We start from the raw sequence: 14,902 nt of genomic DNA, 5'->3' as shown, positions 1-14,902 counted from the left end.
GCTATTAGAGAGAGCACACAAATGGAAGAGAACACAACAGTTACTGAAGCAAATCTAGAGTTTCTATCAACAGAAGAAGAGATGGTTGAAGAGTTAGAAATGGCCCTAATGCCATCAGATGAAGACCTAGAGTTTCCAGAAGAATACTTAAAGCTAGAGTCTGACTTTGCTGATGAAAAACTTCAAGAAGATAAGCTTTGGAAAGCCAGAACAGGACTTAATGAAGAAACAATTTGTGGTGCAATTGAAACAATTGTATTCATGAGCGATAAGCCGGTTCCATTAATGAAAATCAAATCACTTATTGATGAAGATATTCCTCTACGTGTTGTTCACGAAGCAATTACTCGTCTTCAAGATGAATATGAGTTAAAGCACCACGGAATTCGTCTGCAAGAAGTTGCAAATGGATACCAATTTAGAACAAAGGCAACTTTCTCTAAGTATGTGCAAGACCTATTTAAAATCAATGAATTAGTACTTTCTCCAACAGCTCTTGAAGTACTAGCAATCATTGCCTATAAACAGCCAGTTTCAAAAATTGAAGTTGAAAAAATCCGCGGTGTTGATAGTTCACACATTGTACGTGGTTTAATGGATAAGAGACTCGTTCGCGTAACTGGACGTTCTGAAGAAGTTGGACGCCCTGTTCTTTACGGGACAACTTCTGAATTTTTAGAGGTATTCAACTTAGCAAATATTGATCAACTACCACCAGAACATGAGCTTGCTGAAATTGCTACTCAAGGTGTTGGTAAAATCGAAGATATTAAAACTCTTGTTAACGCCGACCTTGCGTCACGATTTGATCAAGATGAAATTGAAGAACTTGATAATATCGCAATGTCGATTAAGGCAATTGATTCAGAAACAGCATTTACAAAGTCTCTTAAGGTTCAAGAGAGAAGACGTAAGTCAGGTAGAACTGAAGAAGGTGAAGAAGCTGCACCAATTCTTACTGCATTTGATCTTCTTGAGCAGCACCTTGATAACTCACTTGTTACAGGAGCAAATAAGGAATCGGCTGAATCGGAAGTATTTACGGCCATTACTTGTCCAGAAGTTATCGCAGACTTAACTAAAGGCCCATTCAATATCCCTGAAGAAGAGGAAGATGACTTTGAAATGATCGATCTTGATTCAGGTGAAGTTATTAAAGATATCTCTGTTGAAGAAGCGCTAGAAGAAGTTGCTGAAGCAATTTTATCTTCTGGAAGTGAAGAAGGTCTTGATGAAGAAGATCTTATTAATGATGAAGCCGATATTGAAGTAGCGGCCGAGCAGGTTGAAGAAATTGCTATTATTGATGAAACAAAAACGGATGAAGAAGCCGATCAATTAGCACAAGCTCTTGATGATGCGTTTGCAAAGTTATTTGGTGGTGACTCTGCTGTGCCACAAGATGAGATGGAAGTTGATCTGGATGATAGTATCAATGAAACAACTCAAAATTTAATTAATGGAGCAAAGGATCTTGATCTTGACCTCGATTTTTTAAATAACAAGGACTTAGGGGATTCTGAGTCATATATTGATTAAGAAATAATTACTTAAATACTTGTAAAAGCTTACGTTTAGTTCTATTTAGACGTAAGCTTTTTCTTTTAGCTTTTAACCGCCGAGATGGCAGATAGGAGAGTCAAAATGTCTAAATTAGTACGTTTACAAAAATTTATTGCAGATTGTGGAATCACTTCACGTCGTAAGGCCGAAGACCTAATCGTTCAAGGACGTGTAAAGGTTAATGGTATTGCTATTCGTGAACTTGGTTCTAAGGTTGATCCAACGATTGACGCTGTTGAAGTAGATGGTAAAGCAGCAGATCTTGGTTCTGTTGAAAAAATCTATATGATTATGAATAAACCTCGTGGGGTTATGACTACAGTTAATGATCCTGAAGGAAGAGAAACTGTTGTTGATCTATGTAAAGAAATCAGTGAAAGAATCTATCCTGTAGGTCGTCTAGATTACCTTTCAGAAGGTCTTCTATTAATGACTAATGATGGTGACTTTGCAAATCTTGTTATTCACCCAAGTTCAGAAATTACTAAGGTATACGAAGTAAAAGTATTTGGTGCAATCAATGAATTCCTACTTAAAAAGCTAAGAGCGGGGGTTTATATTGATGGTGTAATGACAAAGCCACAAGCTGTTCGCGTAATTAAGCAACTAGAAACAAAAACATGGCTTGAGTTTAGAATCAATGAAGGTAAAAACCGTGAAATTCGTCGTATGTGTGAAGGTGCAGGTCTAACTGTTGATAAACTAAAGCGTGTTGCTATTGGTGGCTTAACTGTAGAGGGGATTGCTCCTGGTTCATACCGTCTAGTAAATAGAAGAAACTTATTGAATGCTATTGGTATTGATATGGCAGGAAATAAAATGCAAGATGCTGTTGAGTATATTTCAAGCAAGAAGTCTGTAAACTTAAAGAAGAAAGGTCATCAAGGTTGTACAGCGGCCGATGATAAAGCTTTTGTTAAGTTTAGAAGAGAGACTTACTTTAAATCAATTAAAGAGATTGCTGAAACTAAGAAAGCAAAAGAAAAAGAGATTAGAAGACAAGCTTGGGAAGAAAAAGAAGCAGCTTTCAAGAAGAGACAAGATAAGAAGAAAGCTCGTGTCGCTAAGAAAGAAAATGAACAGAAACATGTTCACGTAGAATTTGTTAAATAGAAAAAGCCGCTTTAAGCGGCTTTTTTTTTATCTTTTTAGTCGGTAAATTAGTCTAACTCTTGGATATCTTCGATTCGATCAATTCGATCATCAATTCTTAAGTCCTCATCTGTTCCTCTAATATAGCGGTTCAGGTACTCAAGTTGATTATAGATTTCTTGGTAATTATTAGTTCCGATTCTTAGGTCGACTAGAGTCTCAGAATCATCAGCAATATAAACATCAAGATAAAGATATTTTTCAATATTATCAACAGGTAGAAGCTCTACTAGAAGTTGCATAATATATTGCTCGTTATTTATATTTCTAAGTTTTGAAGTGAATTTATCGACCTTTTCATTGTAAGGCATATCACTATGGATGATATCGTAGAAGAACTTAGCAAGTTTCTTTGTTTTTCTTTGGTATTCATCTTCCGGTACTTCATATGGACGCATTCTAGAGTCTTTGTCATGGCCTGATGTGCGAATAACTCTTTTGCCTCTTAAGTGTTCAGCTAAGCGGTAGTGAAAATCTTCAAAGGAGATCTTGTTAAGATAAGAGAAGGCATCCTTCTTTAAAATCATTGTAAGTTTCGAATTAAAATTTACGTAACGCTTCTCTTTAGGGATTCGTGCGATGACGTCATCTCTTACTATCTCAGGAAGTATTCCACTAAGAATTCTTAAGTATCTTTTTTGCTCTAATCTTCTAAACTCGTTATCAACTCGATTAAAGTTCATTCCTACGTTTAAGAATTTATGATCACTATGAGATGAAGTTAGTCCAAAATATGAAAGGATTTCTTTCTCTTTTGTATCAAAAATTTCAATAGAGATTTTTGATTCTTTCGTCTTTGTGTAGTTAGGGTAGTAGAAGGCGACAGTTGAGCCATCAAGTTTTTCGAAATTAAAACGGTTATTAACGTAGTGGCTCTTTGCTCCAAGCTTTAGAATATCTAAGTTAAGCTGAATCCCTGAGGATTTAGATTTGTATCTATTGTGTCCTTTAAAAACACGCTCTACTCTTGGAGAGTTCTGACCATTATCAATCTTAGCAATTCGATCAACATCCTCTAGGTTAACAACGTAGTACTTATCTAAAAGATCAGAATTAAGTGATTCAGCAAGAAGCTTGGCTTCTTTAAATTTAAAGACATTGTTGAATAATTTATCATAAACCTTTCTAACTTCTTCATCTTTAAGGTTAAAAACATAGTCCGCAAGAATAATATTACCCTTAGTGCGAGAAGCATCTAGTTTAAACCAATCAAGCTTATACTTGTAATCGACATCTTGACCCAAAATTTCAAAGCTAATAAGTTCTATCCCAAAACGGCTTCTAAAGCTTATTCCAGAAGTTTTCTTCTTTTGAGCAATGATTTTTACACGAACTTTCTTATCATCAAGCTTGTATACCTGAATTAAGAAGTCTCCTGCCATCGTATAAAACCCAGTAAGACCTGTGTTCATAAGTGGGATTGCATTGTTGTAACTAAAGCCTGTCGTAATGGCCATTGAAGCAGGGATTGAAATAAAGTCACCTGGATTTAATTCATCAACATATTTAGAGCGAATTGGGATCTTAGCGACATTAAATGGAAGGGCCTTCATTGCATCTGTTTTCTTTGCAAATTGTCTTGAAATGATTACTTCATTATTTCGATCGGCCTTTAAGAAAAATGGCGTTTGAAGCTCTGGGAAGAAGGCATTCTTTGTATCGTGCTGAATTCTAAAATTAAATTGATCACGGCGAGTATAGTTTCCTTGAATATAGGATTTTTCTACTTCGTATTCGTACTTTCCTCTTAGAGAAAGGCCATCTGCGATATTGATTTTAAAAATATCAACATCAAAGCTGACTTTTAAACTGTTAAAAGCATCGATTAGCTTTCTATTGATATTTTCTTTCGACAGGTGATCTCTTAGAAAGTACTTGAACTTCAAATAAGTACTTGGAGTACTATCTTGAGTTGTGGTTTCTACCACATTCTTGTCGTTAATAGGCGCCTGCTCGGCCGCAAAGCTGAGTGACGTAATCAGGATAATTATCAGTGTTTTGAACCTATTCATGTCTATGATTAATATCATAATAAATAGTTGGAAAATCGTTGAATGTAATAGTTATAAGTGTGAACAAAGTCTAAGCATATTTTATCGACTGATAGCTCATTATAAGGAGAAAGTTAATTCAGTTAACTTTTAAGTGACTAAATTGGCAAACACAGGAAATTATAGGCATTTTCTACAATAAATTCCCTTTGGGGAAATAATAAACTTTGACACAAATTGGCATAAATTTAAATTAGTAAAAGCCGATAACTAACTAGATATATTAAGTTTAAATAAGAGATCAAAACTTTTTTTATTTGCTGGGAAAAATAAGGTCGCTATTTGCGCTATTTACCTGGTGATATATTAGTTGAAGATTATTGAGTAGGAGAATGAGTATATGGAAGATCTTAAGAAGTTTTCTTTTTTAATTGTAGATGACATGAGCACAATGAGAAAGATCGTAAAAAAGCTATTACGTGATTTAGGGGCCGATCGTTTTGTTGAGGCAGTTGATGGAAAAGATGCTCTTAAAAAAATTGTAGAGAATAAAGGTGGACCAAATGAGATATCTTTTATCATCTCTGACTGGAGTATGCCGAATGCTACTGGACTGGATCTGCTAAAAACAATTAGAGGCAGTGAGAACTTCAAAGAGATGCCATTCGTAATGGTTACTGCAGAGCAAGACGTTGCACAAATTCAAGAGGCAATTGCTAGTGATGTAGATGGTTATGTTATTAAACCATTCGATCAAGCATCATTTAAAAAGAGGTTGGCCCTGGCCATGAAGAAAAGGTTTCCACAAGGTTAATAGGAGGCTTTCATGGGTATGGTAGAGAGAATTACTAAATCTCACTTCTCTGTTTTGGCCTTCTCAGGTGATATCGATCTAGATTGCGTAAAGTCTTTATCGATGATCTTTGATGCGATTCTAGAGGACGAGAAGGATAAGCTAATTATTCTAGATTTTAAGAGTGTCGAATTTGTATCACCAAAAATTTATAATGAAATATTTAGGCTTTTTAAATCTGCAGAAGATAAATCAATTCTGATTTATACAATTAATGCGCGATCAAAATTAATTAGAGAACTTAAAAGTGATTATGCAGATGAACGTTTTAATTTCACAGATTCGATATCGAAAAGACTACAAGAGCTAAATCTTAAAAAGAAGAGAATTGAGCTTGATGTAAACTTTGTTAACCCATTTATTCAAGCAGCAATTGATACATTTGGGGTTCAGGCAAATTTAAAAGTATTACCGGGAAAAGTATCAAAAGCTAAAGATTTTGAAAGTTATGAGATTGGTTTAATTGGATCAATTGATGTTCAAAATGAGCAGTTTAATGGCAGGCTTTTAATTTGTTTTCCAGATATTGTTTTTATCAATATTTATAACCAAATATTCGGAGAAGATTACACTGAGCTTAATGAAGATGTGAAAGATGCAATTGCAGAATTTACAAATATTACATTAGGGCAGGCAAAGGCTACTTTAAATCAAAATAGAGGGATTGTTATTGACCGTGCAATTCCATCAGTTTTACTAAGAGAGAACTTTTCAGAAATTGAGCTAGGCAAATATGAGTCATTAATGATTCCACTAGCAACGAAACTGGGCTCTTTTTATATCTACATCCTATTGGGGGCAAACGAATAATTAGGTAGTTGGAAAAAACTGAACATGATCTTTGTCATGTAATTAAGATTGTTTATAGAAATTTATAGTAAGCCACTAAAAACACTAATTAAATAAAAATTTTGTCCGAATAATGAAGAGATATTAACACAAAAGACAAGATGTGATTATGGATGAGTTTGAATTAGAATTAAAGATGGATTTCCTTGAAGAGGCTGTTCAGCTTCTTGAAGATTGTGAAGAGTCTTTCCTAGAGCTAGAATCGGGTGTCGATAATACAGATGAGCATATCGATAAAATCTTTCGCCTTGCTCACAACCTTAAAGGTACATCAAGAGCGGTAGAGTTCAGTGACGTCGCAGAATTTACACATGAGATGGAAGAGCTGATCTTAAAGGTTAAGAAAGGTGAAGTCGACATCTGTGCTGATGTTATCGATGTATTCTTAAAATGTTCTGATCATTTAAATAATATGATCTCAACTCTAAGAGATGATATTGAAGCCAAGTTTAATTCTGATGAGATTATTCAACTTATTAAAGATGTTTCAAGTGCTGACGTTGAACATAATGATTTAAGAATTTCAAATATTCCTGATGAAGCTGAATTTGAAGCGAGCGCGCAAGAAGAAGATGAAGATACTTATCATCAAGAAGTAGAAGAGGACTTTGAAGACGAAGAACTACAAGGAATTCTTGATAACGAGGAACCTGTAAGCTTTGATGAAGAAGTTGTTGCGGATGCACGTCCGAGTCAATCAGATATGAGTGACCTCGATCGTCTATTATATGGTGAATCTTTTGATACAACAGAAGAAGTAAAGCCTGTTGAAGCACCTGTTTCAAGTACACCAAATGATCTCGATACTTTACTGAGCGAAACAGCTCCTAAAGATCCTGTCGTTGATAATGTTGTAAGTCTAGATTCTGCAGCAAAGAAGGAAGAGAAGAAAACTGCTTCAACTCCTGTTGCAAAAACACAAGCAGCAGCTCCTAAAAAAGCAGCTAAGCCGGAAGAGACAATTCGTATTGGTATCAGCCGTGTAGAAAAACTTAATAACTATGTCGGTGAGCTTGTAATTCTACAAACTGTTCTAAGTGAGTGTAATGATCTAGTTGCGGACGAACACGTAAGAAAGAGTGTTAGTCACTTATCAAAAATTACAAAAGAAATTCAAGATATTTCAATGAAAATGAGAATGGTACCACTTAAAACAACATTCTCTAAATTACAACGTATTGTAAGAGATACATCAAAGGCATTAGGTAAGAAGGTTAATCTTACTATTGTTGGTGAAGAGACGGAAGTTGATAAGAATATTCTAGAGCAACTTTCAGATCCATTAGTTCACATCGTTAGAAATGCAGTCGACCACGGGCTTGAAAAGAGCGTTGAAGATAGAAAATCCGTTGGTAAGTCTGATGCTGGTGAAATTCAAATCAAAGCTTATCATGAAGGTAATAGTCTTGTGATTGAAGTTGTTGATGATGGAAAAGGGATTGACCCAGAGATTATTAAAAGTAAAGCAATTGAGAAAGGCGTTATTAAAAATGCGGATAAGCTAAGTGATCAAGATGCGATTAACTTAATTTTTGCACCAGGTTTTTCAACTAAAGAAGCTGTAAGTGAAATTTCTGGACGTGGTGTAGGGATGGATGTTGTTAAAAAGAATATCCAAGATATCTCGGGGGCCGTTGAAGTTAAGTCTGAGGTCGGATCTGGTTCTGCCTTTAGAATTAAGCTTCCATTAACAATGGCTATTATTGAAGGGATGGTTACACGAGTTAGTGAAGAAAACTATGTTGTTCCATTGAACTTAATTCATGAGACTGTCTCTGTTACAGAAGAAAACTATAAGAAAGTTAATAATGTTGGAGGATGTATTGTGCTTAGAGGACAAGTACTACCAGCATTTAGACTTAGTACACTTCTGAAACATAATGTGAAAGAGCCTTCAGTAAATGAGATTGCACTAGTTGTAAGAACTGAAGATATGGATTTTGCAATTGTTGTTGATGATGTTTTAAGACGTCAGCAAGTCGTAATTAAGAGTCTTGGAAATGATATCAAGAATACACAAGGTTTTATGGGAAGCTCTATTCTTGGTAATGGGCGTCCTGCTTTAATCTTAGACTTGAAAGAACTTGTTGTGAATAAAGTAAGTAAAACAAAAGGTCAGAGACCAGTAAGTAACGCAGCTTAATATTATAACTTGAAGTGTGGGGAAAATATGGAAAATGAAACAACTGATGTAACAAAAAGGTACTTAGAATTTAAACTTGGGGATGAACACTATGCAATCCCACTTCTACAAGTAAGAGAACTTATCTCTGTTCCTGAAACAACAAATGTACCATTTAGTCCTAGTTACTATGTCGGAATTATGAACTTACGTGGACAAGTAATTTCAATTATTGATCTACGCACGAGGCTAGGTGTTAAGCCTGCTGAATCTAATGAAGAGGCCGTGATTATTGTTGAGTTTGGTCAGCTATGCTTAGGTATTGTTGTTGATAATATTTGCAAGGTTCTATCTGTAGATGAAGAGCAGATTCAAGAAGTTGCTTCTGTAGAAACAAAGAAACGTGACCGCTTAAACAAGGTATATCGTCATAACGAATCTTTAATTCAATTAGTTGATCTTGAATCAATTTTGAATATCGATGAAATTAATGGCCTAGCTAAGAAAGCTGCATAATTGGGGATGGTGTAGATACACCGGGAGAAAGTAATGAAACAAACAAAACTGTCAATGAACAAAAAAACGATTCTGAGTTTTCTTGGTATCTTTGCAATGTTTGGAATTGGATTAGCTATCTCAATTTATTCTTACTATGGACTCGTTGAAAGCTTAAAGAATACTGTTCAAAATGACTTGAAAATGAAAGATTCGATGAGAACTTTTGCAGCAAATCTTGGAGAACAAATTTCACACGAGAAAGAGTTTATAATTTCACAAGATCCCGCTGGAGTTAAGCGTTTTCTTGAGCTAGCTAAAATAAACGAAGAAACTTTTACCAATATGAAAAAAATAGATGTTGATTATTCTAATGAAATCATTTGGGATGAGCTTTATAAAGAGTTTAAAGAACACTCTAAGAATTTTGGTAATACTCGCAGTACTTTAAAGATTGAAGGTGACTCAAAGAGTGGTCTTAGAGGTGAGCTTAGAAGTTACGCTCATGATATTGAAAAAAAGATTAAGAAATACGATTTAAATCCAAGTTTCATGATTTCTCTACTTAATCTTCGTCGCCACGAGAAAGATTTCCTTTTAAGAAGAACAAAGAGTTATGTAGATAAAGCGAAATCAGAAGGTGAGAAAATTAAGAAGGAGCTAATTGCTCGAAAGTATAAACAATATGTTTATAGTGATGTGAGTAAGTCTGTTAATGACTACATTCGTACATTTGATAAATTATATTCAAATCAACTACTTTTAGAGAAATATAGTGCTACCGCAGTAAAAGGGACAAAGAATATTTTCGAAATTATCCAAAAAAATATTGAGTTAATTGATAGTAAAACTAAAGAAAGAATTGAAGAAAGTACTGTATTAGAGGATAAAATTAGCTTTTTTATTCCAATTCTTTTTGCTGTGATTGCAGCCTTTGCATATGGATTTCAGTATAACTTCTCAAAATCAATTAAGAAAATTATTGTACTTAGTGAGAGACTACGTGACTCGTCACAAGTTACTGAAAAATCTTCAACTAATATGAGTATGGCATCAGCAAAAGTTTCTTCTTCAGTAACTCAACAAGCAAGTGCTATTCAAGAGACCGTTGCTACTCTTAATGAGATTACGGCCATGGTTAACAAAAGTGTTGAGAATGCAAAAGTTTCAAGCCAAAAGGCTGATGAATCACAACGTGTTGCTCTAGAAGGTAAGAAGGCCGTTAATGATATGGTTGAAGCTATTGGACAAATTAACGGTAATAACGAAGATATTATGAAAGAGATGAATCGTAATAATGAAGAGATTGTAAAGATCGTCGATGTTATTAATGAGATCTCTGAAAAAACAAAAGTAATCAACGATATCGTATTCCAGACAAAACTATTATCTTTTAACGCTTCTGTAGAGGCAGCTCGAGCAGGCGAGCATGGGAAAGGTTTTGCTGTTGTCGCTGAAGAAGTTGGAAATCTTGCTCAGATGAGTGGTAACGCTGCTCTTGAAATTGAAGAACTACTTGGTGGCTCAATTAAGAAAGTACAATCAATTGTTGATGAAACTCAAGTGAACGTTAAAAGACTTATTTCAGAAGCTCAAACAAGTATTACTAAAGGTGTTGATGTTTCTGAAAATTGTGGAAAAATTCTAGATAGTGTTGTTGATAATGTTGATGCCGTTACAAAAATGATGACGGAGATTTCAACAGCATCTCAAGAGCAAGCTGAGGGGATCAATAATATCTCAGATGCGATGAATGAACTTGATGAAGTAACTCATACTAACTCAAGTATTGCACAGGAAACTTCTGGTTTTGCAGAAAGCTTGTCTGAACAAACTTCAATCCTAAATGGAATTGTTGAAGAGTTAGAAAGTGAAGTATTAGGAAAAATTCAAAATTTATCGGCAGATAGAGATAGACTTGTTGACTCAATTTCAAGCGCGCCAGTAGAAACTTATTCTGCACCAGAGCACAAAGTGGTTGAAGATTTTCCTGTCTTCGACTCGACTCCAGCACCACAAGTTGTTAAGGATAAGCCCGCAAAGTTCGTTGCAAAGAGTGCACCAGTCGTCGAGGATATGGGGTTTGATGACCCTGTTTTAGAAGTAGACTCTGATGAGTATCCAAGCGAAGACGACGCAAGATTTGATAAAGCAGTATAAGATCAATAAGGAAATTGGGAAGAGATTGAATGAGTAATCTTGCTAGAAGTTATATTGAAATAGCGCAAATGATGTCACAAGAGACAGGGACTCACTTTACATCACAAAATGATGCAATGGTGAAATCTCGCATTGACAAAAGAATTGTAGAGCTTCGTTTAAATAATGCTGAAGAATATCTCTCTCTTATTAAGACTCCTGGTAGTCAAGAGAAGAGTGAGCTAGTTTCACTACTAACGACACACTACACATTCTTTATGCGTGAAAAGAATCAATTCGAATTCATTGTAAAATCTCTTCCTAAGATAGTTGAGCGCATCAAAAATAGTGGCCGAAATAGCCTTAAAATCTGGTGTGCAGCCTGTAGCAAAGGTGATGAAGTATATAGCCTTGCAATGATTTTAAAAAAGCATTTAAGAGAAATAGATCCAAGTTTTAAATTTGAAATTTTGGCCACAGACATTTGCGAAAAATCAGTGAAGCATGCACAAAAAGGTGTTTATTACTGGAAAGAGCTACAAAAAGTTCCTAAAGAGTACTTGGAAGGAAATTGGTATCGCGGTAGTGGTGATATTGCTCCCTTTGTAAAAGTAAGTGATGAGCTTAAAAAATTTTGCAAATTTAAGGTTCATAATTTAATAGATGAAAATAGCGCGGAGTATCGCGATAAGTATGACATTATTCTATGTCGAAATGTCTTTATTTATTTCAATGAAAACCAAATCGATAAAGTTATAAAGAAATTTTCTAATTGTGTGACAAATAAGGGATATCTTTTTATTGGTATCTCTGAAACACTTAGGAAGCACGAGGGATTCCAAAGTCTTGGGCAGTCAATTTATTTCAAAACAAATCATGAAACAAAAAGAAGTGTTCGAGTTAGGCAAGAGCAAGTTAAAAAAATTCTAATTGTAGATGATTCTAGTACGGTTAGGAAGCTAATTAGAAAGTGTCTAACAGGTGTTCCTGGCTACGAAGTTGTTGGTGAAGCAGTTGATGGTGCAGATGGTTTAGAGAAAATTAAAGAGCTTAAACCAAATGTTATTACTCTTGATATCAATATGCCAAAAATGAGTGGTCATGATGTTTTAAAGAACCTTCCAAAAGATCAGTCGCTTCAGGCAATTATGATTAGTTCTGTAAGTAAGAGTGATGGGGATATCGTTATGCGCTGTCTAGAAGATGGTGCTTTTGATTATCTTAAAAAGCCTTCATTTGATGATATCTTTAAGTTTAAAAAGGCCCTTTTAGAAAAAATTGATCTTGCTTATAGCAGTATTGTTAAATCTAAAAGTCAAAAGTTAACTAGCTGGGTAGGAACTAATAATTTTGATTTCTCAGGTAGTCAGTTGATCACAATTGGTGCTTCAACTGGGGGAACTGAGGCGATCAAACAGTTGCTTATGCGCTTTCCTAAAGAATTTCCTCCTGTCTTAATTGTTCAGCATATTCCACCAGTTTTTTCTACGGCATTTGCAAATCGTCTAAATGAGCTTTGTCCATTTGACGTTGTTGAGGCTACTGATGGTGAAGAAGTTAAAAATAACACCGTCTACATCGCTCCTGGTGGAATTCATATGGGAGTTGTTGGTAAAAGTAAATTAATGATCAAGTTAGATAGTGAAACACCGATATATTCTGGACACCGTCCGAGCGTTGATTATTTGTTCGAAAACTTAGCTAAGCTAAAAGGACATAAAGTTACAGCTGCTCTTTTAACCGGAATGGGAGCTGACGGTGCGAAAGGTTTACTGAAATTGAAAGAGTGCGATACTTTTACAATTACACAAGACGAGGAAACTTCAGTTGTATATGGAATGCCTAAGAAAGCATTTGATTTAGGTGCTTCTTGTATTTCCTTACCACTGGATAAAATTACTGAGCAAATTCTGACAAGGGTTGCGAAGAATTAAAATAGAATTTTGGGGAGAGATTGAGGGGTTATGAAAGGACAATGGACAATTAAGAAACAACTTATTGCACTATCAGCTACTATGCTTGCCATACAGCTAGTTATTGCATTTGTGGGATATCAATCATTAACATCAGTGAAGTCACATCTTTATACAGTATTTTCTAAGAGACTTCCTAGTATTAACAGTCTAGTGCAAGCCGACCGTGACTTTCAGCAGATGTTGGTTGCGGAAAGAACGCTACTTCTAGAGGGACTAACTGAAAAACAGAAGAAAGCATTAGCTGATGACTACTTTACTAATAAGCAGCAAGTTGTTGATCGCTTCAAAAAGTATACTGCTCTAGGTGATTCACCTAAGGAAATTGAAATTTCGAAAAAATTTAACGAGGGACTAGAAGCATTTGAAAGAACTGCAGCAGAAAAGTTTCCTCTTAATAAAGATGGTGAGTTTAAGAGATTTAATAAGTCACAATTGATTTCTAATTCTCTTGGGCCAGTTAACTCTAAATTTGAGAATGCAAGAGATAGTTTAGATCAATTACAAGAGCTTATTTTAGGAATGGGAGATGCTGAATTTAAGGACGCAGATGAGACTTATTCTAATTCGATCTTCTTAATGTCTATTATCTCAGTTATTAGCTTATTCGGCTCTGTTGGTATTTGTATTTTTATGGCAAGAAGAATCGATGGACGTATCAATAATATCGTTGAGTCAATTTCTCATGAGGGACAAAATTTAGAGAAAGTATCTAATACTTTTAAAAATAAGTCAGTTGCACTTAGCTCTATTTCTGAGCAACTTTCAGCAGCAGCAACAGAGACATCGAGCTCTTTACATGAGATTTCTCAAATGATTAAGAGCAATACTGATGGATCTAATAATGTAGCTTCTCTGATTCAAAAAAGTCAGGAGCTTGTTACTGATGGTGTAAAGTCTCTAGGAGATTTAGGACGTGGTGTTAAGGATGTTGATAGTAGTACGACTGCACTAGCAAATACTGTTGAAAAGAGTAATAGCGAATTAAATGAAATTATCTCTGTATTTGAAGAAATTAACGCTAAAACACAAGTGATTAACGATATTGTCTTTCAAACAAAGCTACTTTCTTTCAATGCGTCTGTTGAAGCAGCAAGAGCAGGAGAGAACGGTAAAGGTTTTTCTGTTGTAGCAGAAGAAGTAGGGAATCTTGCTAAAATGAGTGGTGACTCTGCTGATGAAATTTCTAAACTACTTGTTAATAGCTTAAAAAGAGTAACTGAGATTGTTGATGATTCAAGTAAGCATGTAAATGAATCATTAAATATGAGTCGAGACAAAATTAACAAAAGTGTTGAGATTAGTAATCAATGTCAGGAAGTATTTACTCAAGTACTAAGAAATTTTGATGAGGTTTCAGCTAACTCTAATGAAGTGGCAAATGCTTCAAAAGAGCAGTTAATTGGGGTCGAAGAAGTTAGTAGAGCAATGCAGGAAATTTCAAGTTCTGCAAGTTTAACAAATCAGTCGGCACATGATCTTAAGGCTGCATCGACAGAATTAAGCCAAGCTGTTATCCACATTGGTGAAGATATTACTGATTTGAGAGGATTAATTGTTGCTCAAATCAGGTCAGCAGCAAGAGCAGTTAATAATGTTGTAAACTTTCATAAAAAATCAGAAAATTCTGAGACAAAGAAAGCTGCATAATAACTGTCATTCATATCAAATAAAATAAAGGGCACTTTCATAGTGCCCTTTTTTTTTACTATATTTTATCTAGGTTTTATGAACTCCCTAATTTATAATTCTTTTAAAGAAGGGA

10 protein-coding genes are annotated in these 14,902 nt (G+C 35.0%); 9 read left to right on the top strand and 1 reads right to left on the bottom strand.

What is annotated here, in order from left to right; genetic code table 11:
• Positions 1-21: 21 nt before the first annotated feature.
• Both scpB and ACMAYX_RS10000 read left to right on the top strand, forming a co-directional pair.
• On the top strand, positions 22-1,539 hold the full coding sequence (gene scpB, locus ACMAYX_RS10005; protein ID WP_103217669.1) for an SMC-Scp complex subunit ScpB: 1,518 nt from the start codon (positions 22-24) through the stop codon (positions 1,537-1,539).
• A gap of 105 nt (positions 1,540-1,644) precedes the next feature.
• Positions 1,645-2,676 (top strand): pseudouridine synthase, encoded by a 1,032-nt coding sequence (locus ACMAYX_RS10000; protein ID WP_103217670.1) that lies wholly within the window; start codon positions 1,645-1,647, stop codon positions 2,674-2,676.
• Positions 2,677-2,723: 47 nt separating this feature from the next.
• Here the strand turns inward: ACMAYX_RS10000 and ACMAYX_RS09995 are convergent, their stop codons facing one another.
• Positions 2,724-4,727, bottom strand: a complete 2,004-nt coding sequence (locus ACMAYX_RS09995; protein WP_146037831.1) for a hypothetical protein — start codon at positions 4,725-4,727, stop codon at positions 2,724-2,726.
• 379 nt (positions 4,728-5,106) lie between these two features.
• Here ACMAYX_RS09995 and ACMAYX_RS09990 point away from each other — a divergent pair, with 379 nt between their 5' ends.
• The 7 genes from ACMAYX_RS09990 (at position 5,107) to ACMAYX_RS09960 (ending at position 14,787) form a co-directional block, all read left to right on the top strand.
• The gene (locus ACMAYX_RS09990; RefSeq protein ID WP_103217672.1) at positions 5,107-5,520 is read left to right on the top strand and encodes a response regulator; all 414 of its coding nucleotides are present in this window, start codon (positions 5,107-5,109) and stop codon (positions 5,518-5,520) included.
• A gap of 12 nt (positions 5,521-5,532) precedes the next feature.
• Positions 5,533-6,369 (top strand): chemotaxis protein CheX, encoded by an 837-nt coding sequence (locus ACMAYX_RS09985; protein ID WP_103217673.1) that lies wholly within the window; start codon positions 5,533-5,535, stop codon positions 6,367-6,369.
• Positions 6,370-6,517: 148 nt separating this feature from the next.
• Entirely contained in the window at positions 6,518-8,551 is a 2,034-nt protein-coding gene (locus ACMAYX_RS09980) for a chemotaxis protein CheA (protein WP_412471685.1), read from the top strand.
• A gap of 27 nt (positions 8,552-8,578) precedes the next feature.
• Positions 8,579-9,046, top strand: a complete 468-nt coding sequence (locus ACMAYX_RS09975; protein WP_103217675.1) for a chemotaxis protein CheW — start codon at positions 8,579-8,581, stop codon at positions 9,044-9,046.
• A gap of 33 nt (positions 9,047-9,079) precedes the next feature.
• A complete protein-coding gene (locus tag ACMAYX_RS09970) occupies positions 9,080-11,185 on the top strand; it encodes a methyl-accepting chemotaxis protein (protein ID WP_412471686.1) in 2,106 nt (701 codons plus the stop codon).
• Between the two features lie 29 nt (positions 11,186-11,214).
• A complete protein-coding gene (gene cheB / locus ACMAYX_RS09965; RefSeq protein WP_103217677.1) occupies positions 11,215-13,098 on the top strand; it encodes a chemotaxis-specific protein-glutamate methyltransferase CheB in 1,884 nt (627 codons plus the stop codon).
• Positions 13,099-13,128: 30 nt separating this feature from the next.
• A complete protein-coding gene (locus ACMAYX_RS09960; protein WP_103217678.1) occupies positions 13,129-14,787 on the top strand; it encodes a methyl-accepting chemotaxis protein in 1,659 nt (552 codons plus the stop codon).
• The last annotated feature ends 115 nt before the right edge of the window (positions 14,788-14,902 follow it).

The organism is Halobacteriovorax sp. RT-2-3 (assembly GCF_047085075.1).
Taxonomy (GTDB): Bacteria; Bdellovibrionota; Bacteriovoracia; order Bacteriovoracales; family Bacteriovoracaceae; genus Halobacteriovorax_A.
The sequence above is the reverse complement of the archived record's forward strand: the minus strand, read 5'-3'. Positions and strand labels throughout refer to the sequence as shown.

What these genes read in the sequence shown, in the direction of transcription:
- scpB (WP_103217669.1), top strand. Translation starts at nt 22, where the DNA reads ATGGAAGAGAACACAACAGTTACTGAAGCAAATCTAGAGTTTCTATCA.
- ACMAYX_RS10000 (WP_103217670.1), top strand. Translation starts at nt 1,645, where the DNA reads ATGTCTAAATTAGTACGTTTACAAAAATTTATTGCAGATTGTGGAATC.
- ACMAYX_RS09995 (WP_146037831.1), bottom strand. Translation starts at nt 4,727, where the DNA reads ATGAATAGGTTCAAAACACTGATAATTATCCTGATTACGTCACTCAGC.
- ACMAYX_RS09990 (WP_103217672.1), top strand. Translation starts at nt 5,107, where the DNA reads ATGGAAGATCTTAAGAAGTTTTCTTTTTTAATTGTAGATGACATGAGC.
- ACMAYX_RS09985 (WP_103217673.1), top strand. Translation starts at nt 5,533, where the DNA reads ATGGGTATGGTAGAGAGAATTACTAAATCTCACTTCTCTGTTTTGGCC.
- ACMAYX_RS09980 (WP_412471685.1), top strand. Translation starts at nt 6,518, where the DNA reads ATGGATGAGTTTGAATTAGAATTAAAGATGGATTTCCTTGAAGAGGCT.
- ACMAYX_RS09975 (WP_103217675.1), top strand. Translation starts at nt 8,579, where the DNA reads ATGGAAAATGAAACAACTGATGTAACAAAAAGGTACTTAGAATTTAAA.
- ACMAYX_RS09970 (WP_412471686.1), top strand. Translation starts at nt 9,080, where the DNA reads ATGAAACAAACAAAACTGTCAATGAACAAAAAAACGATTCTGAGTTTT.
- cheB (WP_103217677.1), top strand. Translation starts at nt 11,215, where the DNA reads ATGAGTAATCTTGCTAGAAGTTATATTGAAATAGCGCAAATGATGTCA.
- ACMAYX_RS09960 (WP_103217678.1), top strand. Translation starts at nt 13,129, where the DNA reads ATGAAAGGACAATGGACAATTAAGAAACAACTTATTGCACTATCAGCT.